The sequence below is a fragment of the Pseudomonas silensiensis genome, from assembly GCF_050434865.1.
Taxonomy (GTDB): Bacteria; Pseudomonadota; Gammaproteobacteria; order Pseudomonadales; family Pseudomonadaceae; genus Aquipseudomonas; species Aquipseudomonas fluorescens_W.
In genome coordinates, this window is sequence record NZ_JBNDJH010000015.1 from 89,088 (window position 1) to 115,834 (window position 26,747).

At 59.3% G+C, this 26,747-nt stretch carries 26 protein-coding genes and 1 pseudogene; 18 read left to right on the forward strand and 9 right to left on the reverse strand.

The features are described 5' to 3' along the window. Positions 1-7: 7 nt before the first annotated feature. Entirely contained in the window at positions 8-808 is an 801-nt protein-coding gene (locus QF010_RS21205; protein WP_033054506.1) for a sulfite exporter TauE/SafE family protein, read from the reverse strand. A gap of 159 nt (positions 809-967) precedes the next feature. On the opposite strand from QF010_RS21205, the gene QF010_RS21210 reads away from it, so the two are divergent. Then, complete coding sequence (locus QF010_RS21210; protein ID WP_429533875.1) at positions 968-1,831, forward strand: MBL fold metallo-hydrolase; 864 nt, start codon at positions 968-970, stop codon at positions 1,829-1,831. A gap of 146 nt (positions 1,832-1,977) precedes the next feature. Here QF010_RS21210 and bkdR read toward each other — a convergent pair whose 3' ends face one another. Continuing rightward, positions 1,978-2,466 (reverse strand): Bkd operon transcriptional regulator BkdR, encoded by a 489-nt coding sequence (bkdR, locus tag QF010_RS21215; RefSeq protein ID WP_008005367.1) that lies wholly within the window; start codon positions 2,464-2,466, stop codon positions 1,978-1,980. A gap of 185 nt (positions 2,467-2,651) precedes the next feature. Here bkdR and QF010_RS21220 point away from each other — a divergent pair, with 185 nt between their 5' ends. The 6 genes from QF010_RS21220 to QF010_RS21245 all read left to right on the forward strand — a co-directional run bounded on the left by QF010_RS21220 (position 2,652) and on the right by QF010_RS21245 (position 9,561). Then, positions 2,652-3,887 carry a 3-methyl-2-oxobutanoate dehydrogenase (2-methylpropanoyl-transferring) subunit alpha gene (locus QF010_RS21220; RefSeq protein ID WP_033054501.1) on the forward strand — a complete coding sequence of 412 codons (1,236 nt, stop codon included), beginning with the start codon at positions 2,652-2,654 and terminating at the stop codon, positions 3,885-3,887. Position 3,888: 1 nt separating this feature from the next. Then, positions 3,889-4,947: an alpha-ketoacid dehydrogenase subunit beta gene (locus QF010_RS21225; protein WP_033054499.1), complete on the forward strand. Its 1,059-nt coding sequence runs from the start codon at positions 3,889-3,891 to the stop codon at positions 4,945-4,947. Continuing rightward, entirely contained in the window at positions 4,948-6,219 is a 1,272-nt protein-coding gene (locus QF010_RS21230; protein ID WP_429533876.1) for a dihydrolipoamide acetyltransferase family protein, read from the forward strand. A gap of 3 nt (positions 6,220-6,222) precedes the next feature. Then, on the forward strand, positions 6,223-7,608 hold the full coding sequence (gene lpdA / locus QF010_RS21235) for a dihydrolipoyl dehydrogenase (protein WP_429533877.1): 1,386 nt from the start codon (positions 6,223-6,225) through the stop codon (positions 7,606-7,608). Between the two features lie 243 nt (positions 7,609-7,851). Continuing rightward, positions 7,852-8,871 carry a branched-chain amino acid aminotransferase gene (locus QF010_RS21240; protein WP_429510187.1) on the forward strand — a complete coding sequence of 340 codons (1,020 nt, stop codon included), beginning with the start codon at positions 7,852-7,854 and terminating at the stop codon, positions 8,869-8,871. Positions 8,872-9,033: 162 nt separating this feature from the next. Then, a complete protein-coding gene (locus tag QF010_RS21245) occupies positions 9,034-9,561 on the forward strand; it encodes a serine acetyltransferase (protein WP_033055193.1) in 528 nt (175 codons plus the stop codon). On the opposite strand, the gene QF010_RS21250 is transcribed toward QF010_RS21245, so the two are convergent. Beyond that, the gene (locus QF010_RS21250; RefSeq protein WP_050482763.1) at positions 9,546-10,469 is read right to left on the reverse strand and encodes a LysR substrate-binding domain-containing protein; all 924 of its coding nucleotides are present in this window, start codon (positions 10,467-10,469) and stop codon (positions 9,546-9,548) included. The genes QF010_RS21245 and QF010_RS21250 overlap by 16 nt on opposite strands. Before the next feature lie 105 nt (positions 10,470-10,574). On the opposite strand from QF010_RS21250, the gene QF010_RS21255 reads away from it, so the two are divergent. Both QF010_RS21255 and QF010_RS21260 read left to right on the forward strand, forming a co-directional pair. Beyond that, complete coding sequence (locus QF010_RS21255) at positions 10,575-11,183, forward strand: LysE family translocator (protein WP_429533878.1); 609 nt, start codon at positions 10,575-10,577, stop codon at positions 11,181-11,183. 125 nt (positions 11,184-11,308) lie between these two features. Next, positions 11,309-11,467, forward strand: a pseudogene (locus QF010_RS21260) (cytochrome P450); the annotation flags it as partial. 4 nt (positions 11,468-11,471) lie between these two features. Here QF010_RS21260 and dmeF read toward each other — a convergent pair. The 3 genes from dmeF to QF010_RS21275 form a co-directional block, all read right to left on the reverse strand. Further along, on the reverse strand, positions 11,472-12,392 hold the full coding sequence (dmeF, locus tag QF010_RS21265) for a CDF family Co(II)/Ni(II) efflux transporter DmeF (RefSeq protein WP_033054492.1): 921 nt from the start codon (positions 12,390-12,392) through the stop codon (positions 11,472-11,474). Between the two features lie 12 nt (positions 12,393-12,404). Next, positions 12,405-12,680 carry a metal/formaldehyde-sensitive transcriptional repressor gene (locus tag QF010_RS21270; RefSeq protein WP_033054491.1) on the reverse strand — a complete coding sequence of 92 codons (276 nt, stop codon included), beginning with the start codon at positions 12,678-12,680 and terminating at the stop codon, positions 12,405-12,407. 116 nt (positions 12,681-12,796) lie between these two features. Next, a complete protein-coding gene (locus QF010_RS21275) occupies positions 12,797-13,678 on the reverse strand; it encodes a LysR substrate-binding domain-containing protein (RefSeq protein WP_429533879.1) in 882 nt (293 codons plus the stop codon). A gap of 139 nt (positions 13,679-13,817) precedes the next feature. On the opposite strand from QF010_RS21275, the gene QF010_RS21280 reads away from it, so the two are divergent. Both QF010_RS21280 and QF010_RS21285 read left to right on the forward strand, forming a co-directional pair. Then, positions 13,818-14,852: a D-cysteine desulfhydrase family protein gene (locus tag QF010_RS21280; protein ID WP_429533880.1), complete on the forward strand. Its 1,035-nt coding sequence runs from the start codon at positions 13,818-13,820 to the stop codon at positions 14,850-14,852. Between the two features lie 200 nt (positions 14,853-15,052). Beyond that, positions 15,053-15,361: a hypothetical protein gene (locus QF010_RS21285; RefSeq protein WP_429533881.1), complete on the forward strand. Its 309-nt coding sequence runs from the start codon at positions 15,053-15,055 to the stop codon at positions 15,359-15,361. 77 nt (positions 15,362-15,438) lie between these two features. Here the strand turns inward: QF010_RS21285 and QF010_RS21290 are convergent, their stop codons facing one another. After that, entirely contained in the window at positions 15,439-15,777 is a 339-nt protein-coding gene (locus QF010_RS21290; protein WP_429533882.1) for an FKBP-type peptidyl-prolyl cis-trans isomerase, read from the reverse strand. 164 nt (positions 15,778-15,941) lie between these two features. Here QF010_RS21290 and QF010_RS21295 point away from each other — a divergent pair, with 164 nt between their 5' ends. Beyond that, the gene (locus QF010_RS21295; protein ID WP_429533883.1) at positions 15,942-17,015 is read left to right on the forward strand and encodes a diguanylate cyclase domain-containing protein; all 1,074 of its coding nucleotides are present in this window, start codon (positions 15,942-15,944) and stop codon (positions 17,013-17,015) included. Between the two features lie 12 nt (positions 17,016-17,027). On the opposite strand, the gene QF010_RS21300 is transcribed toward QF010_RS21295, so the two are convergent. Next, entirely contained in the window at positions 17,028-17,336 is a 309-nt protein-coding gene (locus tag QF010_RS21300) for an RcnB family protein (protein ID WP_429533884.1), read from the reverse strand. A 230-nt stretch (positions 17,337-17,566) separates the two neighbouring features. On the opposite strand from QF010_RS21300, the gene QF010_RS21305 reads away from it, so the two are divergent. The 4 genes from QF010_RS21305 to QF010_RS21320 all read left to right on the forward strand — a co-directional run bounded on the left by QF010_RS21305 (position 17,567) and on the right by QF010_RS21320 (position 22,363). Beyond that, positions 17,567-18,163: a LemA family protein gene (locus QF010_RS21305; RefSeq protein WP_429533885.1), complete on the forward strand. Its 597-nt coding sequence runs from the start codon at positions 17,567-17,569 to the stop codon at positions 18,161-18,163. 24 nt (positions 18,164-18,187) lie between these two features. Then, on the forward strand, positions 18,188-20,104 hold the full coding sequence (locus QF010_RS21310) for a M48 family metallopeptidase (protein ID WP_429533886.1): 1,917 nt from the start codon (positions 18,188-18,190) through the stop codon (positions 20,102-20,104). Positions 20,105-20,262: 158 nt separating this feature from the next. Further along, complete coding sequence (tcuC, locus tag QF010_RS21315; RefSeq protein WP_033054472.1) at positions 20,263-21,567, forward strand: MFS transporter; 1,305 nt, start codon at positions 20,263-20,265, stop codon at positions 21,565-21,567. Between the two features lie 19 nt (positions 21,568-21,586). Further along, the gene (locus tag QF010_RS21320; protein ID WP_429533887.1) at positions 21,587-22,363 is read left to right on the forward strand and encodes a substrate-binding domain-containing protein; all 777 of its coding nucleotides are present in this window, start codon (positions 21,587-21,589) and stop codon (positions 22,361-22,363) included. On the opposite strand, the gene QF010_RS21325 is transcribed toward QF010_RS21320, so the two are convergent. Continuing rightward, positions 22,353-23,258 (reverse strand): LysR family transcriptional regulator, encoded by a 906-nt coding sequence (locus tag QF010_RS21325; protein ID WP_033054471.1) that lies wholly within the window; start codon positions 23,256-23,258, stop codon positions 22,353-22,355. The genes QF010_RS21320 and QF010_RS21325 overlap by 11 nt on opposite strands. 157 nt (positions 23,259-23,415) lie before the next feature. Here QF010_RS21325 and QF010_RS21330 point away from each other — a divergent pair, with 157 nt between their 5' ends. Together QF010_RS21330 and QF010_RS21335 are read left to right on the forward strand one after the other, a co-directional pair. After that, positions 23,416-25,227, forward strand: coding sequence for a monovalent cation:proton antiporter-2 (CPA2) family protein (locus tag QF010_RS21330; protein WP_429510195.1), 1,812 nt, complete (start codon positions 23,416-23,418; stop codon positions 25,225-25,227). Between the two features lie 225 nt (positions 25,228-25,452). Continuing rightward, positions 25,453-26,610 carry a DNA alkylation repair protein gene (locus tag QF010_RS21335; RefSeq protein ID WP_429533888.1) on the forward strand — a complete coding sequence of 386 codons (1,158 nt, stop codon included), beginning with the start codon at positions 25,453-25,455 and terminating at the stop codon, positions 26,608-26,610. The last annotated feature ends 137 nt before the right edge of the window (positions 26,611-26,747 follow it).

Sequence of the window (26,747 nt, forward strand, 5' to 3'; positions counted from 1 at the left end):
CTCGATCTTATGCCTTGAGCAACATATAACCCGCCACTACCACGCAAATACTGGCGAATCCCAGCTGCAACCCTCGGGCGGGCACGTGGGAAGACATCCGTCGGCCAATCAGCATCCCGACAATGCTCGCGACGATGAACACGGCGCCGGTGGCGTTGATGGACACTCCCGCATGGAGCGCGCCGATGACACCAGTCAACGAAATCAGGCTGATCACCATCAAGGAAGTGGCGACGATTCCGCGCATCTGCACGTCGGTCAGTTGCTTGAACGCCGGGACGATCAGGAAGCCGCCGCCCACCCCCAGCAACCCGGAGACCACCCCGGTCACCGCACCCAGTGCCGCGAGGGTCGCGGTGCACTTGGCGGTCCAGGAAAAGCGCCCGGTCTGCTGATCGAGCATGCAGTTCTTCTGGCCCCAGTTGGCGTGCCCGTGGTCGCTTGGACCTTCGTCCTGGCGCTCACGGCGCAGCATCCGCCAGGCCACCATGACCATCAGCAGGCTGAACAGGATCATCAGGATTTTTTCCGGCAACTGATGGGCGAAGTAGATGCCGACCGGCGAAAAAACCGCCCCCAGCAGGGCGATCAGCAACGCTGCGCGATAACGCACCAGACCATGGCGCAACCCGTCGATTGCGCCGACAGCCGCCGCACTGCCCACTGCGAACAGTGCGACCGGCGCAGCCTGGGTCATGGTCAAACCCAGCCCCAGCACTAAGGCCGGCACCGCAAGAATCCCGCCACCGGCGCCGGTCAAACCAAGTACCAACCCCATCACTACGCCAAAAAAACTCGCCAGCAACATAAAACTCTCGTGATCTGCAAAAAAGCCGGGAGCGCCCGGTATCGATGACTGACAGGATAGAGCCCGCTCAGCTTTTTTCATTAATTGAATTGATGCAGGCTGGTCAGCGCAGGGAAAATGAAACTACCCTCATGACTTGTCCAGAAAGAAACGGCCACCATGCCCGCCTTGATTGAAGCTTTTTTAGACCCTGCCTCGTCGACCTACAGCTACGTGATCTACGAGCACGATGGCGGACACTGCGCGATCGTCGACCCGGTGCTCGACTACGACCCCGCCGCCGGACGAACCGCCACCGTCCAGGCCGACAAGATCATCGCCTTCGTTCGCCAACATCAGTTGCAGGTGCAATGGCTGCTGGAAACCCATGCCCATGCCGATCACCTGTCCGCCGCACCGTATTTGCGTCGGGAACTGGGCGGCAAGATTGCTATCGGCGAATCCATCAGCAAGGTTCAGGGCGTGTTCAAGACCCTGTTCAACCTTGAGCCGGAATTTCGCAGTGACGGTTCGCAGTTCGATCATCTGTTCGCGCCGGATGAATCGTTTCGCATTGGCAACCTGAAAGCCACGGCCCTGCATGTGCCCGGCCACACGCCAGCGGACATGGCCTATTTGATCGACAGCGATGTGATTCTGGCGGGCGATACGCTGTTCATGCCGGACGTGGGCACCGCGCGCTGCGACTTTCCCGGCGGCAATGCCAACCAGATGTTTGCTTCGATTCGCAAACTGCTGGCCTTCCCTGCCAGCGTTCGACTGTATGTCTGCCACGATTACCCACCCGCAAACCGCGAACCTCAGTGCATGAGCACGGTGGGCGAGCAGCGCAAAAGCAACATTCACATCCATGACGGTATCGACGAAGCCGCGTTCGTCGCCATGCGCACCCATCGCGATGCGGGGTTGGGCATGCCGACGCTGTTGCTGCCGGCCATCCAAGTGAATGTGCGGGCGGGGAATATGCCGCCGGCCGAGGACAATGGCGTGACTTACCTGAAGATCCCGATCAACAAACTCTAAACCGAACACATAACCCGTAGCAGCTGTCGAGCACCGCGAGGCTGCGTCCGCGGTTTACCTGAAGGAACTCGGTTGCAGGGTCTACGACTGCTTCGCAGCCGAACGCTGCCTCGCGGTGCTCGACAGCTGCTACAGGGAGTTTGCGCTTAGTTGTTGAGGGTCAAGCCGTTGGCCGGCAACGGCAGCGCGGTTTTATAGCGCACCTGCTTGAGCGCAAAGCTCGAACGGATGTTGGCGACGCCGGGGACTTTGGTGAGGAAGTCCATCATGAAGCGCTCCAGCGACTGAATGGTCGGCACCAGTACGCGAATCAAATAGTCCGGGTCGCCGGCCATCAAATAGCATTCCATTACTTCCGGGCGATCCGAGATCGCCTCCTCAAAGTGCTGCAACGCCTCCTCCACTTGCTTCTCCAGGCTCACATGAATGAACACATTCACATGCAGCCCCAGCAGGTCGGCATCCAGCAGCGTCACTTGCTCACGAATCAGGCCCAATTCTTCCATCGCCTTGACCCGGTTGAAGCACGGGGTTGGCGACAGGTTCACCGAGCGTGCGAGGTCGGCGTTGGTGATGCGCGCGTTCTCCTGAAGGCTGTTCAAAATGCCGATATCGGTACGGTCCAGTTTGCGCATGAGACAAAAACACCTGTTTTTTATGTTTATGCAGATTTTTTATCCTCAAATGATCGCCAACGCAACGAAACAGAGAGAAATATTCTTCTTGGCCCGGCCTATGATTGTTGTAGGACAAGAATTCTTTCATCGAAGAATGACGGTCAGCTCACTACAAAAAATTCACAAGATCGAGCGTAGAAGCCATGAACCAAGCGTACGAACCGCTGCAACTGCACGTTCCCGAACCATCGGGTCGTCCTGGCTGCAAAACCGACTTCTCCTACCTGCGTCTGACCGACGCCGGCACGGTGCGCAAACCCCCAATCGACGTTGAACCGGCCGACACCGCTGATCTGGCCAAAGGCCTGATTCGCGTGCTCGATAACGAGGGCAATGCCCTCGGCCCATGGGCTGAAGGCGTACCGGCCGAGATCCTGCGTAAAGGCATGCGCGCCATGCTCAAGACGCGGATCTATGACAACCGCATGGTGGTCGCCCAGCGCCAGAAAAAAATGTCGTTCTACATGCAGAGCCTTGGCGAAGAAGCCATCGGCAGCGGCCAGGCCCTGGCACTGAACGTCGATGACATGTGCTTCCCGACGTACCGCCAGCAAAGCATTCTGATGGCGCGAGACGTGCCGCTGGTGGACCTGATCTGCCAACTGCTGTCCAACGAGCGCGATCCGCTCAAGGGCCGTCAGTTGCCGATCATGTATTCGGTCAAAGACTTCGGTTTCTTCACCATTTCCGGCAACCTCGCCACCCAATTCGTACAGGGTGTCGGCTGGGGCATGGCCTCGGCGATCAAGGGCGACACCAAAATCGCCTCGGCCTGGATCGGCGACGGTGCTACCGCTGAATCCGACTTCCACACCGCCCTCACCTTCGCCCACGTTTACCGTGCGCCAGTGATCCTCAACGTGGTCAACAACCAGTGGGCGATCTCCACATTCCAGGCGATTGCCGGTGGTGAAGCCACTACGTTCGCCGGTCGTGGCGTCGGTTGCGGCATTGCCTCCCTGCGGGTCGATGGCAACGATTTCGTCGCGGTCTACGCCGCCTCTGCCTGGGCCGCCGAACGTGCGCGCCGCAACCTCGGCCCGACCATGATCGAATGGGTCACCTACCGCGCCGGTCCGCATTCCACTTCCGATGATCCGTCCAAATACCGTCCTGCCGACGACTGGAGCTACTTCCCGTTGGGCGACCCGATTGCGCGCCTGAAGCAGCACCTGGTGAAAATCGGTCAGTGGTCCGAAGAGGAACACGTCGCCGTCAGCGCCGAACTGGAAGCCGAAGTGATTGCCGCGCAAAAAGAAGCCGAGCAGTACGGCACCCTCGCCGGCGGCCAGATTCCGAGCGCCGCGACCATGTTCGAAGACGTCTATAAAGAGATGCCGGAGCACTTGAAGCGCCAGCGTCAAGAGTTGGGGATCTGACATGAACGATCACAACAACAAAATCGAGTTGGAAACCGCCATGACCACAACCACCATGACCATGATCCAGGCCCTGCGCTCGGCCATGGATGTGATGCTTGAGCGTGACGACAACGTCGTGGTGTTCGGCCAGGACGTGGGCTACTTCGGCGGCGTGTTCCGTTGCACCGAAGGCTTGCAGAACAAGTACGGCACCTCCCGGGTGTTCGACGCGCCGATCTCCGAAAGCGGCATCGTCGGCGTCGCCGTCGGCATGGGCGCCTACGGTCTGCGCCCGGTGGCCGAGATCCAGTTCGCCGATTACGTGTACCCGGCGTCGGACCAGATCATTTCCGAAGCCGCCCGCCTGCGTTATCGCTCGGCCGGCGAGTTCACCGCACCGATGACCCTGCGCATGCCTTGCGGCGGCGGCATCTACGGCGGCCAGACGCACAGCCAGAGCATCGAAGCGATGTTCACCCAGGTCTGCGGTTTGCGCACGGTCATGCCGTCCAACCCTTACGACGCCAAAGGCTTGTTGATCGCCTCCATCGAAAACGATGACCCGGTGATCTTCCTCGAGCCAAAACGCCTGTACAACGGCCCGTTCGACGGTCACCACGAACGTCCGGTAACCCCGTGGTCGAAACACCCGGCCGCGCAAGTGCCGGACGGTTACTACACCGTGCCGCTGGACGTCGCCGCCATCACCCGTCCGGGCAAGGACGTGACCATCCTGACTTACGGCACCACCGTTTACGTGTCGCAAGTGGCGGCTGAAGAAACCGGTATCGATGCTGAAGTCATCGATCTGCGCAGCCTGTGGCCGCTGGACCTGGACACCATCGTCAAGTCGGTGAAGAAAACCGGCCGTTGCGTGATCGTTCACGAGGCGACCCGTACCTGCGGTTTCGGCGCCGAACTGGTCGCCTTGGTGCAAGAGCACTGCTTCCACTACCTGGAAGCGCCTATCGAGCGCGTCACCGGTTGGGACACCCCCTACCCGCACGCACAAGAGTGGGCGTATTTCCCTGGTCCGTCCCGAGTGGGCGCGGCTTTGCATCGGGTTATGGAGGTCTGAATGGGCACGCACGTTATTAAAATGCCGGACATTGGTGAAGGCATTGCAGAAGTTGAATTGTCGGTATGGCACGTCAAAGTCGGCGACATGGTCGTCGAAGATCAGGTACTCGCCGATGTCATGACTGACAAAGCGATGGTCGATATCCCGTCGCCGGTGAACGGCAAGGTGATTGCGCTGGGCGGTGTGCCCGGCGAAGTCATGGCGGTTGGCAGCATCCTGATCAGCATTGAGGTCGAAGGCGCGGGCAACGTTAAAGAGTCGGCTCAGCCTGCACCGGTTAAAGAAGCACCGGTTGCGGCACCGAAAGTTGCCGCCGCTGTTGAAAGCAAACCGGTTGCCGCTGCAGCGCCACGAGCTGCCGTATGCCAAGGCCCGATGGTTGCTCGCGAAGCCGATGAGCGTCCGCTGGCCTCCCCGGCCGTACGCAAACATGCGCTGGACCTCGGCATCCAGTTGCGTCTGGTGCGTGGCACCGGCCCTGCCGGTCGGGTGTTGCACGAAGACCTCGACGCCTACCTGGCCCAGGGTCAGCAGCCGCAATCCACTGCTGCGGCCGCTTACGCCCAGCGTAACGACGAAGAACAAATCCCGGTCATCGGCATGCGCCGCAAGATTGCCCAGCGCATGCAGGACGCCACTCAGCGTGCCGCTCACTTCAGTTACGTCGAGGAAATCGACGTCACCGCCGTGGAAGAACTGCGTGCTCATCTGAACGAAAAACACGGCGCAACCCGCGGCAAGCTGACCTTGCTGCCGTTCCTGGTCCGCGCATTGGTCGTTGCCTTGCGCGACTTCCCGCAGATCAACGCCCGTTACGACGACGAAGCCCAAGTCATCACGCGCCTTGGCGCGGTGCATGTCGGCGTCGCCACCCAAGCCGACATCGGTTTGATGGTGCCGGTGGTCCGTCACGCCGAAACCCGCAGTCTGTGGGACAGCGCTCAGGAAATTTCTCGCCTCGCTACCGCTGCCCGCACTGGCAAGGCCAGCCGCGATGAGCTGTCCGGCTCGACCATTACCCTGACCAGCCTCGGCGCCTTGGGCGGTATCGTCAGCACCCCGGTACTGAACCTGCCGGAAGTAGCGATCGTGGGCGTCAACAAAATCGTCGAACGCCCGATGGTCGTCAAAGGCCAGATCGTGATTCGCAAGATGATGAACCTCTCCAGCTCCTTCGATCACCGCGTGGTCGATGGCATGGACGCGGCGCAATTCATCCAGGCCATCCGTGGCTTGCTCGAACAACCCGCCACCCTGTTTGTGGAGTAGGTCATGCAACAGACTTTGAACACCACGCTATTGATCATTGGCGGCGGCCCCGGCGGTTATGTGACGGCGATTCGTGCCGGTCAGTTGGGCATCTCGACCATTCTGGTGGAAGGCGAATCACTGGGCGGTACTTGCCTGAACATCGGCTGCATTCCGTCCAAGGCGTTGATCCACGTCGCCGAACAGTTTCACCAGACGCAGCACCACAGCCAGCACTCGGCGCTGGGCATCAGCGTGTCGGCGCCGACGCTCGATATCAGCAAGAGTGTCGAGTGGAAGGACGGCATCGTCGATCGCCTGACCACCGGCGTGTCGGCGCTGCTGAAAAAGAACAAAATCCAGGTTATTCAAGGTTTTGCGAAAGTCATTGATGGTAAAACCGTAGAAGTCGGCGACACGCGCATTCAGTGCGAGCACCTGGTGCTGGCCACCGGCTCGAAAAGCGTGAACCTGCCGATGCTGCCAATTGGCGGGCCGATCATTTCCTCCACCGAAGCCCTGGCGCCGACGTCCGTGCCGAAACGGCTGATCGTGGTCGGTGGCGGTTACATCGGTCTGGAGCTGGGGATTGCCTATCGCAAACTCGGTGCCGAGGTCAGCGTGGTCGAGGCCCAGGATCGCATCCTGCCGGCCTACGATGCCGAACTGACGCAGTCTGTGCATGACGAACTGAAAAAGCTCGGCATAAAGCTTTACTTGAAGCACAGCGTCCAAGGCTTTGATTCTATTAACAATACACTGCAAGTTCTTGACCCGAACGGTGACACCCTGAACCTGGAAACCGATCAGGTGCTGGTGGCCGTTGGCCGCAAACCGAACACCCAAGGCTGGAACCTCGAAGGTTTGAACCTGGACATGAACGGCTCGGCGATCAAGATCGACAACCGCTGCCAGACCAGCATGCGTAACGTGTACGCCATCGGCGACGTGAGCGGCGAACCGATGCTCGCGCACCGGGCCATGGCCCAGGGCGAGATGGTGGCCGAACTGATCAGCGGTAAATCCCGCGAGTTCAACCCGACTGCCATCGCCGCCGTGTGCTTTACCGACCCGGAACTGGTCGTTGTCGGCAAGACCCCGGACGACGTCAAGGCGGCGGGTCTGGACTGCATCGTTTCCAGCTTCCCGTTTGCGGCCAATGGCCGGGCGATGACGCTGGAATCGAAAAGCGGCTTCGTGCGGGTCGTGGCGCGGCGTGACAATCATGTGATTGTCGGCTGGCAGGCGGTCGGCGTGGGCGTGTCGGAATTGTCGACGGCGTTCGGTCAGAGCCTGGAAATGGGCGCACGACTGGAAGACATTGCCGGCACCATCCATGCGCATCCGACCTTGGGCGAAGCTGTTCAAGAAGCGGCGTTGCGTGCCTTGGGGCATGCTCTGCACCTGTAATCGCAATCCACTGTGGCGAGGGAGCTTGGCCGTAAATCCAGACAATGCGGTGTATCTGGAAGTCAGCATGGGGCCGCTTCGCCGCCCAGCGGGAGCAAGCTCCCTCGCCACAGGATTTCGAACGATCAAAGGAACGCATTCCGGGCTGCGATTTAGGCCCGGAATGAAGTATTGTTGTCCCCATCCAGAAAAACGTCAGAAGCCTTGAACCGTTTCGGCGGTTGTTAAGTGATAGAGGGTGTCATGGGTAACGAAAGCATCAATTGGGACAAGTTGGGTTTTGACTACATCAAGACAGACAAGCGCTATCTGTCGCACTGGCGTAATGGCGAGTGGGACAAAGGCACCCTGACCGAAGACAATGTGCTGCACATCAGCGAAGGTTCCACTGCCCTTCACTATGGCCAGCAATGCTTCGAAGGGCTGAAGGCCTATCGCTGCAAGGACGGTTCGATCAACCTGTTCCGCCCGGACCAGAACGCCGCACGCATGCAACGCAGCTGCGCGCGCCTGCTGATGCCACAGGTGTCCACCGAACAGTTCGTCGAAGCGTGTAAGGAAGTGGTCCGCGCCAACGAGCGTTTCATCCCGCCTTACGGCACCGGCGGCGCGCTGTACCTGCGCCCGTTCGTGATCGGCGTGGGTGATAACATCGGCGTGCGTACCGCCCCCGAGTTCATCTTCTCGATTTTCTGCATTCCGGTCGGTGCCTATTTCAAGGGCGGCCTGACCCCGCACAACTTCCTGATCTCCAGCTACGACCGCGCCGCCCCACAAGGCACCGGTGCAGCCAAGGTCGGTGGTAACTACGCGGCCAGCCTGATGCCAGGTTCCCAGGCCAAGAAAGCCCACTTCGCCGACTGCATCTACCTGGACCCGATGACCCACACCAAAATCGAAGAAGTCGGTTCGGCCAACTTCTTCGGGATCACCCACGACAACAAGTTCGTGACCCCGAACTCGCCGTCGGTCCTGCCGGGCATCACCCGTCTGTCGTTGATCGAACTGGCAAAATCGCGTCTGGGCCTGGAAGTGATCGAAGGCGACGTGTTCATCGACAAGCTGTCCGACTTCAAGGAAGCCGGCGCTTGCGGTACTGCTGCGGTGATCACACCGATCGGCGGCATCAGCTACAACGACCACCTGCACGTGTTCCATAGCGAAACCGACGTCGGCCCGGTCACCCAGAAGCTCTACAAAGAGCTGACGGGCGTACAGACCGGCGACATCGAAGCGCCAGCGGGTTGGATCGTCAAGGTTTGATTTGACGGGGCCTGGGCCCAAGCGGCATATAACCCACCCATCGCATTGGCGATGGGTGGGTTTTTATTGCCAAAAGAAAGGCAATTCAGGGTCCGTACCCATTCCATAGCTCACTTGTTAAACTCACCCATTTTTCAGAGCCGTAAGGCTAAGGGCTGCGCCGTGAATTTAGAAACTTTGACGATGCATTGGAAGTCGGAAGTTTCAAACAAGAAAAAACCGGGAAGTCGCATCGGCCTGATAACCAACATTATTAAACGAACCAGAAAGAACAACACGCTCAGGTACTTGTTTGTATTTAGACTTGCGCAGTATTTAAATGCTCGAAAAGGTTTGTTCCACGTTTATGCGAAACGATTGGAAAGGAAGATCAATCTAAAGTACGGGGTTGATATAAGTATTGATGCCAAAATAGGGCCCGGCTTTCGTATCGGCCATTTGCCTGGGATCGTCATCACTGGCCATGTTCAGATCGGCCGAAATTTCTTTATCCGTCAAAATACCACCATTGGCATAAAAACCATGGGGTTACCTGAATATGAACTCAAGATCGGTGATAACGTAAGTATTGGGGCAAATAGTTGCATCATCGCCGACACCCTCTCAATTGGCGATAACGTTACTATCGGGGCCATGTCCTTCGTCAATAAAAACATTCCTGAAGGCGCTACTTTTTATAACGCCCGATAATTTTGAGAACCTGCTGGTGTGTGCTCATCCTCAGCAATGCGGGCAAACAACCACTCCACAAACACCCGTGTCTGCGCCGTCACGTCCGGCGCAACGCCGTAGTAATAACGCGGCAACGGCATCCGCAATTCGGGCAACGGGCAAATCAGGCGACCGCTCGAGAGGTGGGTGCCCAGCAAAGAGGTCGGGCACAAGGCAATGCCCTGTCCTTCCACGGCGGCCTCAAGCACCAAATGCATGTTGTCAAACTGCCGGGTGACCTGAGTGGCTGACTGGCCTTGACCAAAATGCAGGGCCCAATTGTGCCAGTCTTCGCGACGCGCCTTGGCGGTCAGTAACGTGTGCTGGCTCAGGGACGCGAGGTCTTCAAGGGCCATGCGCTCGATCAGCGAGGGTGCCGCGACCAGCAACAGTTCGTCTTCGAAAAGCACTCGAGCCTCTATCGCCGGCGCCCAGTCGTCACGACCACGGCGAATGACGATGTCGAACCCGTCGCGTGCATGATCCGGTGCCTGGGTTTGGGTAATCACTTGCGGTTTGATGTCCGGGTGCCGCGCAATGAAATCCTCCAGCCTGGGCATCAGCCAAAGCATCGCAAAGGACGGACGGACATTGATCTTCACGGTTGGCAGCGAGGCATGTTGCTTGAGCGCGGCGGCGGCGTTGGCAATCTGCGCCAGCCCGGCGCTGACCTGCTCATAAAAACGCTGGCCGGCCGGCGTCAGCACCGATTGACGGACACGCCGCTCGAACAACAGCACGCCCAGGTGTTCCTCAAGCAATTTGATATGCCGGCTGACGGCACTGTGACTGACATGCAGCTCTTCGGCCGCCAGGCTGAAACTCTGATGGCGAGCAGCAACGGCGAAGGCGCGAACAGCATTAAGCGGCGGTAGTGGATTTGTCATGCGTCTAATTTAGTCACATATGAAGCGCAATTAAAGCGTTTGTCACGCTCACGTCGCCACGCCAATCTGCCCGCACGCAGCCTGCGCCAACTGACGGAGCAAGACATGAACAGCTACGGACTCTTTCTGCTTTTCGCCACCTTGACCATTTTGAGTCCAGGGCCTGGCGTGGTCCTGACCCTGTCCAACGCAGTACGCCACGGCTGGACGGGGGCCGTGCCGGGCATTCTGGGGATCGCATCGGGAGCGTTTATCGTCGCCGCCATTAGCGCCACCAGTGTCGGCCTGATCCTCAGCACCTCCGCGAACGCCTTCACCGCATTGAAATATGCCGGGGCGGCCTATCTGTTGTACCTGGGTTACAAAAGCTGGGGTTCGGATTGTTTAAGCTCGTTGCTTGAAACACGCCCCTCAAGCCCGGGCTATCGCTTCCTTGAAGCGGCTTCGCTCCAGTTTTTGAACCCCAAGGCTGTGTTTTTCTTTCTGGCGGTGTTTCCGCAATTCATCGACACCTCGGCGCACTTCTCCACCCAGTTCTTCAAGTTGGTGGCCTCCTACGCCGTACTGGTGATTCTGGTGCATGGCAGCTATGCCTTGCTCGCCAATGCTGCCAAAGGCTGGTTGTCCAGCCCGAAGGGTTCCTGGCTGGCGGCGAAAGTCTCGGGCGTGACCTTCGCCGGTTTCGGAGTGCTGATGGCCTCGGCCAGTCGCTAAGGCGCAGAACTGGCGATCGCGCGGCGTCTGGTCTCGGTGGACGCGGGTTGTGCTGCCGATAGCTGAACCGGCAGTTCAACGGCAAACCGACTGCTGAGTTCCCAGTCCTATGAAGCCACCGCCGGGCTGATCGGCATCAATTCCCGGGACAGTTGTTGGCGTTGAGTATTGCCAGCGCCACATTGAGGGAGATTCTGGCAATGAAACCTGCGCTAGACCAATTGGAATGGCACTACCGCCCTTCTCTCAACGGCCGCATTCCGCTCTTCAGCGATTGCCCCTGAGGCATCAAGCGTTGCGATACTCGACGGTCAAGTGAGACAACTCATGAACCGGCGCCAGACGTTCGCGAACGTTATCGGCACTCACTCCCGCTGCCGCCACTACGCTGACAATCGCTGCCCGCGCCTCAGGCCCGACCTGCCAGACGTGAAGGTCGCTGATGTGCACGTCACCCGACGACTCCAGCAGTTCACGAATTTCAGCGGCCACGTGCTCATCGGTGGTGTCGAGCAGCACCGCAGCACTGGTGCGCATCAGGCCATAGGCCCACTTGGCGATGACAATGGCGCCGACGATGCCCATCACCGGGTCCAGCCAGACCCAACCGAGGTAACGGCCGGCCAGCAAAGCGGCAATGGCCAGCACCGAAGTCAAGGCGTCGGCGAGCACATGGACATACGCTGAGCGCAGGTTGTTGTCGTGATGGTGGTGATGTCCGTGGCCATGATCATGGCCGTGATGCCCATGATTGCCCGCCAGCAAAAACGCACTGACGATGTTTACCGCGAGCCCCACCACCGCAATCATCGTCGCCTCCGAAAAGGCCACGGTGGTCGGCTGAAACAGTCGCAAGATGGATTCACCGGCGATACCGAGCGACACCAGCCCCAACACCATGGCCGAGGCAAAACCGGCCAGGTCACCGACCTTGCCGGTACCGAAGCTGTAACGGGCATTGTTGGCATTGCGTCGGGCAAAACCGTACGCCGCCGCCGCAATGCCCAAGGCACCGGCATGGGTCGCCATGTGAAAACCATCGGCCAGCAGTGCCATGGAGCCGGTGATGTAACCGGCAGTAATCTCGCCAATCATCATGACGAAGGTCAGCGCCACCACCCACAAAGTGCGGCGGGCGTTTTCATCATGGGAGGCGGCGAGAAACATGTGGTCGTGAGAAAAATTCGAAGCTTGCGGCGTTTGTGTCATGTGTCCGGATCTCTATTTCGAGTAACGGCGAATGGCTTGCAGCAACTCTTCCAGGCCTTCGGCGCGCTCTTCGTCGCTGAGGCCAGGACGTGCGACATGTTCACGGGCGTGGGCGTCGATGAACTGATCCATCAAACCGTTAACCGCACCGCGGACAGCCGCAACCAGATGCAAGGTCTTCGCACAATCGGCGTCGGACTCAAGCGCCCGCTCTATGGCCTGCACCTGACCTGAAATTCGCCGAACCCGGTTGAGCAAGTCATCTTTGTGTTCGTGGATGTGCGCCATACCTATACCCCCTACCCCTATATGGCGCACATAGTCACTGATCCCGGTAGAACTGGCAAGACGACAATCAGCGAGGGTCTATCGAAACCCCGCTAAAAAATCCGCATCCGCAACAGTCACGCCAGTCGCTGCACAACAAAATCGATAAAGGCTTTCAACTTGGGCAGTGATTTACGCGAGCGTGGATACACCATCTGTACCGGCTTGGGCGGTGGAGCATAGGCGTCCAGGATCCGCACGAGTTCGCCTTTGGCCAAGGCGGCTGACACCAGGAAGTCGGGCTGCATCAAAATCCCCTCTCCGGCCACGGCGGCCTGCAGCAGAACTTGGCCGTCATTGCTTTTCAGCACCGCCCCTTCAGGCCAGGGAACCTCGCTAGCGCCGTTTTGCAAAGGCCAGGCAAACCGGTTGTTCCAGGACGTGTGGGTGAGGATTCTGTGTCGGTGCAGGTCCTCGGGGGATTGGGGTTCCTGCCATTTCTCCAGATACCGGGGCGATGCGCAGATCACCATTCGATACGGTGGCAACGGCTTGGCCAGCAGGTTCACGCCGATCAGTTCGGAAATCCTGAACGCCAGATCGAATGACGTCTCGTACAGGTCCACCACTTCGTTGCTCAGAATCAGCTCGACCTGGATCTGCGGATAACACTGCATGAACTCCGACACCAGAGGACCGACCAATGCCACGCCGAGGGCCATCGGCGCGGTGATTCGCAACAGGCCGCTGGGCTCCGGGCTCGACGCCTCCACCCGGCTGAACGCGTACTTCACCTGCTCCAGCGCCCGCCTGGCTTCTTCATAAAACAACTGCCCTTCGCCGGTGATGGACTGGCGTCGCGTGGTGCGTTGAATCAGTTTGGTATTGAGGGTTTTCTCCAGGCTCTGGATATGCCGTCCCACCATGACCGCCGACATCCCGACGTCACTGGCCGCGTCGGCGAAGCTACCCGCCTCGACCACGGCGACGAAAACTTCCATTTGCCTGAGTTTGCTCATGACCATGCCTTGTGAAGGGAGGAAACGGAACGCTTGATTAAGTACATCAGGTTAAAGGAGTAATAACCGGCAATGCGTTTATCACGAAGGGCTTTCTCCCTAGAGTCACTTAATTAAAGTGAACAACGAGGCTCCATTGATGCAAACCCTACTACTGGACACGTCACTGAGTTCTTTTGCGCGGGCAGACCTTCTGCTAGGCCCCACGCCCATTCAACGCGCCGAACGCCTCGAACAACTGCTGGGCTTGAAGTCGCAGGGAATCGGCCTGTTTCTCAAGCGCGACGATCATATGCTGATTGGCGGTGGCGGTAACAAACTGCGCAAACTCGAATTCCATATCGGCGCAGCGCTGGCGGCCGGAGTCGACACGGTGATCACCGTGGGCGGCATTCAGTCCAACCATGCGCGCCTGACCGCCGCGGTGTGTTCTCGCCTGGACCTTGCCTGCGAACTGATCCTGACCCGCGCGGTTCCCAAAACCGATGTGGATTACGAACTCAACGGCAACGTTCTACTCGACCAATTGTTTGGCGCAAACCTACAGGTGCTTGCCGGTGGCAGCGCCTCACTCGCCGTGGCCGAAATACGGGCCACGCAACTTCGGGATTCGGGGCGCAATGTGCTGGTGATTCCCACGGGTGGTTCAACGCCGCTGGGCAGTCTCGGTTATGCACGCTGCGCGGCGGAGATCGCGCAACAGGAGACGGAACTCGGCCTCACCTTCAATCAAGTCGTAGTGCCCAACGGCAGTGCCGGCACCCACGCCGGGCTCGCGGCGGGCTTCCAGTTGCTGGGCCGAGGCACCTCGATCGTCAAGTCCTATTCGGTGTTGTCCGATCGAGAAACGTCAGCGGCCAGAACCCGGCAATTGACCCAGGACGCACTGGCGCTGTTGGGCAGTAGCGCCATTGTGCAGGCTGAAGAGATCGCCATCGACGGCAGTCAGTTGGGCGACGGTTACGGCCTGCCGACGCCAGCCATGCAGGAAGCCGTGCGCCTGATGGCCCGCGCCGAAGGCCTGTTGATCGACCCGGTGTACTCCGGCAAAGCGTTTGCCGGTCTGTTGGCCGATCTCAGGCAAGGACGCTTCCGTTCCGGGGACAATGTGCTGTTTGTGATGACCGGTGGAACACCGGGTCTTTATGCCTACAGGGAAACCTTTCAGTCTTAGCGGTTAATCGTGGCGGGGCAGCACTTCCAGTAGTTCATAGAGTTTCAGACTCGTCCTACATCTATCAAATGCCGTTTGATATAGCGTCCGCATCGTTTTCAAAAGATGAAACAAGGACGCTCATGGCTCGCAAAACAGGCATACCGAGGATTCATAACCCACCTTCAGGCGATGGGCACCGCGTCTATCTAGATCCATCAATGAGCCATGATGAAGCGACGACGCTTCTTACAAGCGGAGTGGATACGAATGTTACTGCCGCATTGATTTCCATCGGTCTGAATGAAGCAGACAACACCTGGGCTCAGAACACTTGCCTTAAATACCTAGCAAGTGAGACCGAATCAGTTGCAGCATCCGCCATCACGGCTCTTGGTCATCTCGCCCGTCGTCATGGCGAACTGGATAAGAAAACGGTGCTGGCGACACTCGAAAAGGTGAAAAACAAATTCCCTTCCCTTGAAGGAATTATTGCGGACACGCTTGACGATATTGACGTATTCACCTGATCCGCCGGGGACCTCGAACGCACGAACATTATGACGAGGGGGCTGCCCTCGTCATAAAGCTAGTTTCAACTCACGCATCAATCATCGCGCGTCAGCACTTCCAGCAATTCAATCTCAAAGATCAGGTTCGAGTTCGGCGTGATCTTGCCCATGGTCCGTTCACCGTAGGCCAGATGCGCCGGCACCAGCAACTTGCGCTTGCCGCCGACCTGCATGCCCATAATCCCCTGATCCCACCCCTTGATCACCCGACCCGTGCCAATCACGCACTGGAACGGTTTACCCCGGCTGTAGGAAGAATCGAACTCTGGGCCGTCTTCCAGCCAGCCGCGGTATTGGGTGGTAATCAGCGCGCCTTTGACGGCGGCTTTGCCGTCGCCCACCTGGATGTCGATTACCTGAAGCTCATCATTCATTGCATGCACTCGTGTGTTCGTTTGCCTGAAAGGCGTTATGGGCGCCGTTTTCCCAGAAATGCGCCTGATTGGCAACCGATTCGATCTGTTTCTGGCATTAACCGTGAACTAACATAAGCAACACCTAACCCCACGGATCAATACGCCATGATGGCAACCCCTGAATGAATGTGGACTGGACCAGCGCCACCATCGGCTCAATGATGCTAGCCCTGATCGTCGCGTTGATCTGTCGCGAGCGCTCGCTGCAAAAGCAGCTGGCCGAGTATCGCGTGCTGATCACCAGCCTGACGGATGGGCAAAATATCCGCCAGGATGGCGACGCCGAACGCTTCAAGCGCAGCCAGTATTTCGCCCGCATCGGTACGTGGGACTGGGATGTCGACACCGACAAGCTCTACTGGTCGGACGCGATCTACGGCATGTTTGGCTTCAAGATCGACGAAGTAACGCCCTCCTACGCGCTGTTTTGCTCATGTGTTCACCCGGACGACCGGGCCAAGGTCCGGGCCGGGGAATTGCGTTGCCTGGCAACCGGCGACAACCATGACGAGGAATACCGGGTGGTCTGGCCCGACGGCACGATCCGCTGGCTTCGGGAAACCGGCAATGTGGTCAAGAACGACCACGATGCAACGATCAAGATGATGGGCGTGGTACGCGATATCACCGAGGAAAAAGCCTCCGCCAGCTACCTGCAGCACCTGGCCCACTTCGACCCGCTGACCGGTCTGCCCAATCGCCTGGTGCTCGAAGAGCGTCTGTCCGAAGCACTGGAACAGGCGCGCATCAGCGCGACGAGGGTTGCGCTGGTATTTGTCGACCTCAATGGTTTCAAGGCAATCAACGACCATTACGGCCATGCCGCCGGCGACCGGGTACTGATCACCACCGCCACGCGCCTGAAGAAAATCCTGCGTTCAACCGATACCGTCGCCCGGATCGGTGGCGACGAATTTGTGGTCATCCTTCAAGGCCTGCCCCAAGGCAACAGCCTGCAAGACGAAGCCCGCAGCATCTGCCAGAAAATCTTCGTCGAACTGTCGCCACCGGTGACCATCGGTAATGATCAGCGCCACATCGGCACCAGCCTGGGAGTCGCGGTGTTCCCGGACCATGCGCCGAGCATGGACCGGTTGATTCATATTGCGGATCTGGCGATGTATGAGGCGAAGCGCAGTGGGAATAATCAGTATCGGTTGGGCACTGAAAGCCTCCTACGCGCTCACAGCGAATAGCCCTCCGACGGTTTAACGCTCCACTGGCGTGATATCAATAATCGTCCCGTTGGTAATCATCACCATCATGTACTTGTCGTTGATCTGCACCCACTGTGCCTGAGCCTTTGGGGCTTTCAGGCCTTTCTGCTTCCAGTTGCTCAAGGCCTTTTCGCTGCGCTGGAAAACGTCCGGGGCGCGGTCGCCGACCACTAACTCCCGGGTGTTGTTGACCCCGGGCTGAACGGTTTTTTGTGGTGGGTCATCCGCTTGAACGATCGGGCTGATCCCCGCAATGCCTGCGACAAGGGCGAGACTGGCGATAAGGGTCTTGCTGTTCATCGATGAACCTCCAGTAAATTTGTGGTACCCGATCTGGGACCGCAGTGACGCCCAATCATTCGAAAATCTGTCACCCACGGACTGCTCGATGCCACCGCTGCCGGGAACATGACTGATGCTCAACGCCGAAAACGCGAACACTGGATCAATCGGAGCGACCGGCAGCAGCCAAACCCGCTGATTTCAGCTAACATCCCGCGCCCCCACCCGCTCGCTGATAAGGACATCACATGGCAGCTTCCAGCGCCGTTATTCTGGTCATTCTGGCCCTCTTCATTCTCTATGCCATTGGCGTCTTCAACGCTTTGGTCTCCCGCCGCAACCAATTCAAGAATGCCTTCGCCCAGGTTGAAGTTCAGCTCAAGCGTCGCTACGACCTGATCCCCAATCTGGTGGAAACCGCCAAGGGCTATCTGGCCCACGAGCGCGGCACCCTTGAAGCGGTCATCGCCGCGCGCAACACCGCGCTGGCCGGACTCCAGGCTGCCCGGGCACAACCGGGCGATGCAGGCAGCATCGCGCAACTGAGCCTCGCGGATGGTGCGCTCAATAGCGCCATGGGACGCCTGAACGTAACGATGGAGGCTTATCCCGATCTCAAGGGCTCGCAGAACATGCAGCAGCTCAGTGAAGAGTTGAGCAGCACCGAAAACAAGGTGGCGTTCGCCCGTCAGGCGTTCAACGATGCCGTCATGGCCTACAACACGCTTAAGCAGAGCTTCCCGGCCGTGCTGCTGGCCGCCACCTTCGGCCATGGCGCCGACGCCAGCCTGCTGGAATTTGCCGACAGCGCGGTGATTCAGGACGCTCCGAAAGTCTCTTTTTGACGCTCTTTATCCACGGATGGACCCATGAATTTTTTTGAACAACAGCGCCAGGCCAAGCGCCGCACCGTGCTGCTCGTATTGTTGATGACCCTGGCCGTGTTCAGCCTGATCGCCATCACCTGCTTGGCATTGACCCTGCCAATGGAAGAAGTCCCCTACGTCCTGCGGCAATACCTGACGCTGGACTTGCGGCTCGTCACGGTGGTTTCGACGGTCGTATTGAGCATTGTGCTGCTGGGCAGTGTGGCGAAATATTCGGAGCTCGCCACAGGCGGTAAAGTGGTCGCCCGGCGACTCGGGGGCCGCTTGATCAACCACAGTGCACACACCCTGGAAGAACAGCGCCTGCTCAACGTAGTTGAAGAAATGGCCCTCGCCTCGGGCACCGCTGTGCCGTCGGTGTACCTGCTGCCGGAACCCGGCATTAACGCCTTCGCCGCCGGTTTCACGCCTCAGGACGCCGTCATCGGCGTCACGCAGGGGGCGATCTCGCTGCTCTCGCGCGATGAGTTGCAAGGCGTGATCGCCCACGAGTTCAGCCACATCTACAACGGCGACATGCGCCTCAATACCCGACTTATCGCCATCGTGCACGGGATTCTGGTGTTGGGCCTGACGGGCGGTTACATTTTGCGCAAGGTGGAAAAAGTCGACCAAGTGGCGCTCCGCCGCTTGATATTGCTGCCTTTCGTCGTGGGTATGGTGCTGTGTGTGGTCGGGTTTGCCGGAAGCTTTTTTGGCAATCTGATCAAGGCATCCGTCAGCCGACAACGAGAATTCCTGGCCGATGCGACCGCGGTGCAGTTCACCCGAAACCCGCAAAGCATTAGCGGCGCGTTGAAAAAGATCGGCGGGTATGAGCAGGGTTCGAACATCAAGGCGATCCGTGCCGCTGAATTCAGTCATTTGTACTTTGGCGCGGGCGTGTCGATAGGTGGCTTGCTGGCCACCCACCCTGAACTGGGTGAGCGCATCCGGCGCATTGATGCGCATTGGGACGGCAGCTTCCCGACCATCGAAGCACCGGCACTGGCTGCGATGGACGCCGCAACGGTGGTGCCGGTGTCTGACGCCTTCAGTGGCTTGCCCGCTGCCGCCACAGCGGTGCTCTACGATGTCAGCGCCGTGCAGGCATCGATCGCGATGATCGGCTCCCCACAGCCCGAGCACATCACCGAGGCTCGCCGGTTGCTGGAAGACATTCCGCAGGCGCTCAAACTCGCGGCTCGCAGTGCTGACGGCGCCCAGGCCGTGCTCTATGGTCTGCTGTTATCACCTTCCGCGCCGCTGCTGGCGATGCAACTCGAGACACTGCAGCCACAAGTCGACAGCACGGTGTTCAATACCCTGAACCTGTTGCGCGAATCGCTCTCGACCCTCAACCCAGGGTTGCGTTTACCGCTGCTGGATCTGGCGATACCGAGTCTCAAGCAGCTGGGCAAAAAACCCTTTGCGGCGATGAAACGTAACTTGAACCTGTTGATTGAAGCCGATAACGACATCGATTTGCTGGAGTGGACCCTTCTGCGCATCGTCGAGCGTAACGTCGAAGGCGCGCCCGCCGTTCAATTCAAGTTCGGTTTGTTCCAGTGCGCCGATGAACTCACCGTACTGCTGGGCACCCTGGCCAACGCGGGCCAGCCAGCCCCTGAAGACGCTTTAGCAGCCCTTGAATACGCCTGGGAAGGCCTGCCGTTCGAGCGCGGGTACGAACTGCCGAGCGAACTGGAAAACCTCGAAGCGGCACTCAAGCGCCTGCGTCACCTGATGCCTGAGGAAAAACCCGCCCTGCTCAACGCCCTGGTTCGCTGCGTGGAGCATGACGGCAAGGTCACCGTGGCGGAAGCGCAATTGATGCGGGCGATCGCAGACCTGCTGGATTGCCCCATGCCGCCTGTGCTGTTTGCGCAGCACGAAATTGCACAAACGACTACAGCTTGAGCCTCACGCCTGCGCACTCGCATTGATCCGTTTCACACATCAATGCATGCCAACAATGCAATTAACATATCGATCACCCTGCGCCACTATCCGCCCCAATAAGAACCGTGCGCCGCGTCCAGGCGGTGCACGTCATAAAAGCGGTGGAGTACACGTCTATGACAGCATCAACCCAACGGCCCGCGACTTCCGGTCGCTCCCGAGCCAGTGCGATTTTCCGGGTCACCTCGGGCAACTTCCTCGAACAATTCGACTTCTTCCTTTTCGGTTTTTACGCCACGCAGATCGCTGCTGTGTTCTTCCCGGCCAGCAGCGAGTTCGCCTCGCTGATGATGACCTTCGCGGTGTTCGGCGCAGGCTTTCTGATGCGACCGTTGGGCGCCGTGGTGCTGGGCGCCTACATCGATGATGTGGGTCGGCGCAAAGGCTTGATCGTCACCCTGTCGATCATGGCCAGCGGCACGATTTTGATTGTGCTGGTACCCGGTTACGAAACCATCGGGCTGTTCGCCCCGGCCATCGTCCTGATCGGCCGCTTGCTGCAAGGCTTCTCGGCCGGCGCAGAAATGGGTGGCGTCTCGGTGTACCTCTCGGAGATCGCCACGCCCGGCAACAAAGGCTTCTTCACCAGTTGGCAGTCGGCCAGCCAGCAAGTGGCAATCATTGTCGCGGCGGCGTTGGGCTATGGCCTGAACCAATGGATGGCGCCAGCGATGATTGCCGACTGGGGCTGGCGAATTCCGTTTTTCGTCGGCTGCATGATCGTGCCGTTCATTTTTTTCCTGCGCCGTAACCTTGAGGAAACCGAAGCGTTCGCCGCCCGTAAACACCGCCCGAGCATGGGTGATGTGTTCCGCACGCTGGCGCAGAACTGGGTGATCGTGTTCGCCGGGATGATGATGGTTGCCCTGACCACCACCGCGTTTTACCTGATCACCGTGTACGCACCGACCTTCGGCAAGACCGTGCTGCACCTGAGCACGTCTGATGCGCTGCTGGTGACCTTGCTGGTGGGCGTTTCGAACTTCTTCTGGTTGCCGATTGGCGGCGCACTGTCGGACCGCATCGGCCGTCGTCCGGTGCTGATTGCCATGGCCCTGCTGACCTTGGCCACGGCGTATCCGGCGCTGACGTATCTGGTGCAGGCGCCGAGCTTCATCAACATGCTGTTGGTGCTGCTGTGGTTGTCGTTCATTTACGGTTTGTACAACGGCGCGATGATTGCCGCGCTGACGGAAATCATGCCGGTCGAAGTGCGGGTCGCCGGGTTCTCGCTGGCTTACAGCCTGGCCACGGCGGTGTTCGGTGGTTTCACCCCGGCGATATCGACTTTCCTGATCCAGTACACCGGCGACAAGGCTGCGCCCGGTTACTGGATGAGTTTTGCCGCGCTCTGTGCCCTGTGCGCGACGCTGTATCTCTATCGCCGTTCGACCGGTCGCTTGCAACCGGCGATGTCCTGAACCCTGAGAGCACATGACCATGAAAAAGCTATTCAATGTTGCAGCCCTGTCTTTGCTGGTCAGCCTGGGGCTGAGCGCCGTCGCCCAGGCCGAAGAGATCCGGGTGATGACCTCCGGCGGTTTCACCGCCGCCTATAAAATCCTCGGCCCGAAATTCTCCGCCTCCACGGGCAACACACTGGACACCGCCCTCGGCCCCTCGATGGGCAAGGCGCCGGAAGCGATTCCCAATCGTCTGGCTCGCGGTGAAAAAGCCGACGTGGTGATCATGGTCGGCTACGCCCTCGATGACCTGATCAAGCAAGGTAAAGTCGATCCCGCCTCACGGGTAGAGCTGGCTGACTCGCGGATCGGCCTGGTGGTACGTGAAGGCGCACCGAAGCCGGACATCAGCTCTGTCGACGGTCTGAAAAAGACCTTGCTCGACGCGAAGTCCGTGGCCTATTCCGACAGCGCCAGTGGCGTGTACATCGAGGAGCAACTGTTCAAACGGCTGGGCATCGAAGACCAGCTCAAACCCAAGTCGACGATGGTCCCGAAAATCCCGGTGGCCTCGGTGGTTGCCACCGGTGACTACCAACTGGGCTTTCAGCAGGTCAGCGAGTTGCTGCCGGTGCCGGGCGTGAGTTTTGTGGCGAAGATTCCAGAGTCGGTGCAGTCAGTGACACGTTTCGCCGCTGGCATTCCGGTGGGGGCGCAACACCCGGCGCAAGCCAAGGCACTGCTGGAGTACCTGGCCTCCACCGCGGCTCAGCCGGATGTGAAAGCCACCGGGCTGGACTCGGTCAAACGCTGACCTGGACTTTCATTTCCACCACCAGCCGTTCCAGTTCCAGTGCCGCCGGGGTCAAGGTACGACCCCGGCGCTTGATCAAACCGACACTGCGCATCACCTGCGGATCGGTCAGCGGCACCCGTGTCAGGATCGGGTGATCCGCCGCCGGCATCGCCATCAACGGCACCGCTGCCACGCCCAACCCCGCTTCGACCAAACCAATCATCGTCGTCACATGCCGGGTTTCGCAGATGCTCGGCCGCTGCGGCACGATGCCCGTGAGCGCCTGGTCCAGCAGAAAGCGATTACCGGACGTCTTGTCCAGCGAGATATAGTCCTGCTGATAAAACTCATCCCACGTCACGCTGCTGCGTCCGGCCAACGGATGATCGCGCCGGCACGCCACCACATAACCTTCCTGTACCAGCGGCTCGAACTCCACTTCCGCCTCCAGGGTGCCCATGAAACTCAGGCCGAAATCCGCCTCGCCATTGACCACCGCACTGAGCACTTCGTGGGCGCTGGAGTCGAGCACCTTGACCTTGATCCGTGGAAACTGCCGGTGGTAGTGCGCGATTACTCGCGGCATGAAGTAGTAAGCCGCTGAAGGCACGCAGGCGACAGTGACGTGGCCGAGGCGGGTCGAGGCGACTTCGCTGATGCCCAATAGCGCCACGTCCAGGTCGTCCAGCAGACGTTCGACGCTCGGCATAAAACCGCGTCCGGCCTGGGTCAGGCTGACCTTGCGAGTGGTGCGCTCGAACAACCTCACACCGAGGGCGTCTTCGAGTTTTTCGATGCGCCGGCTCAACGCCGGTTGCGAAATGCGCACCGCGTCGGCCGCCTTGCGAAAGCTGCCCTGCTCCACCACGGCGCGAAAGGCTTGCAGGTCGTTCAGGTCGAAGTTGATGGCCATGGTGCGAACTCGGGAACGGACAGATTGATCAGCTTATCCTATGAATGTAACCAATTGATGCGAAATATAACCTTCCGCTGAGCGTTCGTGGCTGACGCATCAAGCGCCAGCCTTTATCCTTGTCCCCCCGCCGTACCGAGTGAATGGAGTTTTTGTCATGCCCCATGAAGGCAACCTGTTGCAAGCCGCTGTCGTGTTTCTGTTCGCGGCGGTGCTCACCGTCCCCTTGGCCAAGCGCCTGCAACTGGGGGCGGTGCTGGGTTATCTGTTTGCCGGCGTGATCATCGGCCCGTCGGTGCTGGGCTTGATCGGCAATCCGCAAAGCGTCGCCCACATTTCCGAACTCGGGGTGGTGTTGCTGCTGTTCATCATTGGTCTTGAACTGTCGCCGCGACGTTTATGGGTGATGCGCAGATCGGTGTTCGGCGTCGGCTTGGCGCAAGTGCTGCTGACGGGCTCGGTGATTGGTGTGCTGGCGTTGTTCGTGTTCGGCCAACCGTTGAACAGCGCGATCGTGTTGGGCTTGGGCCTGGCGCTATCCTCCACCGCGTTCGGTTTGCAAAGCCTGGCCGAGCGCAAGGAACTGACCAGCCCCCACGGGCGGTTGGCGTTCGCGATTCTGTTGTTCCAGGACATCGCCGCCATCCCGTTGATCGCCATGGTGCCGTTGCTGGCGGGCGGCGATCACACCAGCAGCGCTGGCGAAGGTCTCAATCACGGCTTGCGCGTACTGGGCAGCATCGCGGTGGTGGTGATCGGTGGGCGGTATCTGCTGCGCCCAGTGTTCCGGGTGGTGGCCAAGACCGGTTTGCCGGAAGTCTCGACCGCCACTGCATTGCTGGTGGTGATCGGCACGGCGTGGCTGATGGACCTGGCCGGCGTGTCCATGGCGCTGGGGGCGTTCCTCGCCGGGTTGCTGCTGGCGGACTCCGAATACCGTCACGAACTGGAAGCGCAAATCGAACCGTTCAAGGGATTGCTGCTGGGGCTGTTTTTCATCAGTGTCGGCATGGGCGCCAATCTGAGTCTGCTACTGAGCGCGCCGATCACGGTGCTGGGCCTGACCTTGTTGCTGATCGCAATCAAATTGCCGCTGCTGTTTGTTGTCGGTCGGCTGGCCGGTGGCTTGGGCAAGGTCAGTGCGATTCGCCTCGGCATCGTGCTCGCGGCCGGTGGTGAATTTGCGTTTGTGGTGTTCAAGATTGGCCGCGACCAGGGATTGTTCGAGCCGCGCCTGTACGACTTGCTGGTGCTGACCATCACCTTGTCCATGGCGGTGACGCCACTGCTGTTGCTGGTGTGCGCACGACTGGTCAGCCCCAAGGTCCAGCCGGTGGTGGTACCCGAGAAATTCCGCGAGATCCATACCGACACGCCGCGCGTGGTGATCGCCGGCATGGGCCGTATGGGGCAGATCGTTGCGCGGATTTTGCGCGCGCAAAACATCAAGTTCGTCGCCCTCGACACCTCGGTGGAAACCATCGAACTGTCGCGCAGCTTCGGCGGTGTGCCGGTGTTCTACGGCGATCCGATGCGCCCGGAAATCCTCAGTGCGGCCAAGGTCGAGCAGGCGGAATACTTTGTCATCGCCACCGACGACCCGGACACCAACATCAAGACCGCCGAACTGGTGCACAAACTCTACCCGCACATCAAAATCATCGCCCGGGCGCGTAACCGTCAGCATGTGCATCGGCTTGTGGACCTTGGCGCCGAGGCCATTCGGGAAACCTATTATTCGAGTCTGGAAATGAGCCGGCGCACCCTGGTCGGTCTGGGTTTGACCCAGGCGCAGGCCGATGCGCGGATCAAGCGTTTCAAGCATCACGACGAGCAGGTGCTGGAGGCCCAGCATGCGATTTATGACGATGCGGCGAAGGTATTGCAGACGGCACAGGAAGCCCGGGCGGAACTGGCGAGGTTGTTTGAGTCGGATCAGTTGGGGGAGCAGGAATCGGGTAAGGTTTGAGATCCAGCCCCTCACCCTAACCCTCTCCCCACGGGGCGAGGGGACTGACCGAGGAGTTTGGTTGAAATACTGCGACCTGAGATATCGAGTCGAACTCAGGATTTGAAAGCAATGGAGATCGGCTCCCTTTCCCCCTCTCCCCTGTGGGGCGGTCCGACGTTTCGGGAGGGCTGGGGTGAGGGGATGGATCTAACTGACACACAATCATTCGAGCAAACCCATCCCATGACCACCACCCACCAACCCGCCCCCGCCCTGAAGGAAATCTTCAACGCCGACCGCCTCCAACACATCGCCACCGAGATGACCGCGGTCTACCCCGAATTCAATGCCAAGGCCTTCCTGAAACTGGCCAACGACGGGCTTGCCGAGTTATCGATCATGCAGCGCATGGCCCGGGTCAGCGAGTGCCTGCACGCGGTGCTGCCGTTGAGTTATGAAGAGACGCTTGAGGTGCTGCGCGCCCTCGCTCCGCGCTTGAACAGCGGCTTCGTCAGCATTTCATTACCGCATTACGTCGCGACGTACGGCGCACATGCCTTCGAACAATCCATGAACGCCCTCAAGTACTTCACCACCTTCGGCTCCTCGGAGTTCGCGATCCGCCATTTCCTGCGCAGCGACATCGAACGCTCCCTGGCGGTCATGCACGATTGGTCACTGGACGAAAACGAGCACGTCCGCCGCCTGGCCAGCGAAGGCAGCCGACCACGCCTGCCGTGGTCGTTTCGACTGGAACAGATTCAGGCTGACCCGACATTGGCGGCCGCGATCCTCGACAACCTCAAGGCCGACGACAGCCTTTACGTGCGCAAGTCCGTGGCCAACCACCTCAACGACATCACCAAGGATCATCCTGAATGGGTGCTGGACCTGATTGAAGGCTGGTCGCTGGACAACAAACACACCGCATGGATCGCCAAACACGCCCTGCGCAGCCTGATCAAACAGGGCAACCAACGCGCATTGGCGATCATTGGCGCAAGCGGCAAGCCTGAGGTCGAGATCATCGATGTGAAGGTGGAACCGGCGGTGATTCGCCTGGGTGAAAAAATCACCCTGTCCTTCGCCGTGAAATCCACGGTCCAGGACAGTCAGCGACTGGTGATCGACTACGCGATCGATTACGTAAAAGCCAACGGCAGCACATCGGCGAAGGTGTTCAAGCTCAAGGCGCTGACGCTTCCCGGCAAGATGACCGAGACCATTGCTCGCAGCCAGCAGATCAAGGAACTCACTACCCGCAAACACTACGTGGGCAAACACGCCGTGCACGTGCTGGTGAATGGAGAGCGCCTGGCCAGCACCGCATTCGAAATTCTCTCGCAACCTGTAGCAGCTGCCGAGCCTGCGAGGCTGCGTTCGGCTGCGAAGCAGTCGTAAAATCAGGCGCAGAGGTCTATCAAATAAACCGGGTATTCAGGGTTTACGACTGCTTCGCAGCCGAACGCAGCCTCGCAGGCTCGGCAGCTGCTACATCGATTTCCGCGTCGTTGATTCTTGCCCCAACAATAAATCCT

Excerpts from the sequence above, each read along its gene's own strand:
- QF010_RS21250 (WP_050482763.1), bottom strand. The coding sequence starts at position 10,469 with ATGACAAATCCACTACCGCCGCTTAATGCTGTTCGCGCCTTCGCCGTT.
- QF010_RS21330 (WP_429510195.1), top strand. The coding sequence starts at position 23,416 with ATGCCCCATGAAGGCAACCTGTTGCAAGCCGCTGTCGTGTTTCTGTTC.
- QF010_RS21230 (WP_429533876.1), top strand. The coding sequence starts at position 4,948 with ATGGGCACGCACGTTATTAAAATGCCGGACATTGGTGAAGGCATTGCA.
- QF010_RS21325 (WP_033054471.1), bottom strand. The coding sequence starts at position 23,258 with ATGGCCATCAACTTCGACCTGAACGACCTGCAAGCCTTTCGCGCCGTG.
- bkdR (WP_008005367.1), bottom strand. The coding sequence starts at position 2,466 with ATGCGCAAACTGGACCGTACCGATATCGGCATTTTGAACAGCCTTCAG.
- QF010_RS21310 (WP_429533886.1), top strand. The coding sequence starts at position 18,188 with ATGAATTTTTTTGAACAACAGCGCCAGGCCAAGCGCCGCACCGTGCTG.
- QF010_RS21285 (WP_429533881.1), top strand. The coding sequence starts at position 15,053 with ATGAGCCATGATGAAGCGACGACGCTTCTTACAAGCGGAGTGGATACG.
- QF010_RS21335 (WP_429533888.1), top strand. The coding sequence starts at position 25,453 with ATGACCACCACCCACCAACCCGCCCCCGCCCTGAAGGAAATCTTCAAC.
- QF010_RS21320 (WP_429533887.1), top strand. The coding sequence starts at position 21,587 with ATGAAAAAGCTATTCAATGTTGCAGCCCTGTCTTTGCTGGTCAGCCTG.
- QF010_RS21225 (WP_033054499.1), top strand. The coding sequence starts at position 3,889 with ATGAACGATCACAACAACAAAATCGAGTTGGAAACCGCCATGACCACA.
- QF010_RS21275 (WP_429533879.1), bottom strand. The coding sequence starts at position 13,678 with ATGAGCAAACTCAGGCAAATGGAAGTTTTCGTCGCCGTGGTCGAGGCG.
- dmeF (WP_033054492.1), bottom strand. The coding sequence starts at position 12,392 with ATGACACAAACGCCGCAAGCTTCGAATTTTTCTCACGACCACATGTTT.
- lpdA (WP_429533877.1), top strand. The coding sequence starts at position 6,223 with ATGCAACAGACTTTGAACACCACGCTATTGATCATTGGCGGCGGCCCC.
- QF010_RS21205 (WP_033054506.1), bottom strand. The coding sequence starts at position 808 with ATGTTGCTGGCGAGTTTTTTTGGCGTAGTGATGGGGTTGGTACTTGGT.
- QF010_RS21210 (WP_429533875.1), top strand. The coding sequence starts at position 968 with ATGCCCGCCTTGATTGAAGCTTTTTTAGACCCTGCCTCGTCGACCTAC.
- QF010_RS21255 (WP_429533878.1), top strand. The coding sequence starts at position 10,575 with ATGAACAGCTACGGACTCTTTCTGCTTTTCGCCACCTTGACCATTTTG.
- QF010_RS21295 (WP_429533883.1), top strand. The coding sequence starts at position 15,942 with ATGAATGTGGACTGGACCAGCGCCACCATCGGCTCAATGATGCTAGCC.
- QF010_RS21300 (WP_429533884.1), bottom strand. The coding sequence starts at position 17,336 with ATGAACAGCAAGACCCTTATCGCCAGTCTCGCCCTTGTCGCAGGCATT.
- tcuC (WP_033054472.1), top strand. The coding sequence starts at position 20,263 with ATGACAGCATCAACCCAACGGCCCGCGACTTCCGGTCGCTCCCGAGCC.
- QF010_RS21240 (WP_429510187.1), top strand. The coding sequence starts at position 7,852 with ATGGGTAACGAAAGCATCAATTGGGACAAGTTGGGTTTTGACTACATC.
- QF010_RS21220 (WP_033054501.1), top strand. The coding sequence starts at position 2,652 with ATGAACCAAGCGTACGAACCGCTGCAACTGCACGTTCCCGAACCATCG.
- QF010_RS21270 (WP_033054491.1), bottom strand. The coding sequence starts at position 12,680 with ATGGCGCACATCCACGAACACAAAGATGACTTGCTCAACCGGGTTCGG.
- QF010_RS21290 (WP_429533882.1), bottom strand. The coding sequence starts at position 15,777 with ATGAATGATGAGCTTCAGGTAATCGACATCCAGGTGGGCGACGGCAAA.
- QF010_RS21305 (WP_429533885.1), top strand. The coding sequence starts at position 17,567 with ATGGCAGCTTCCAGCGCCGTTATTCTGGTCATTCTGGCCCTCTTCATT.
- QF010_RS21280 (WP_429533880.1), top strand. The coding sequence starts at position 13,818 with ATGCAAACCCTACTACTGGACACGTCACTGAGTTCTTTTGCGCGGGCA.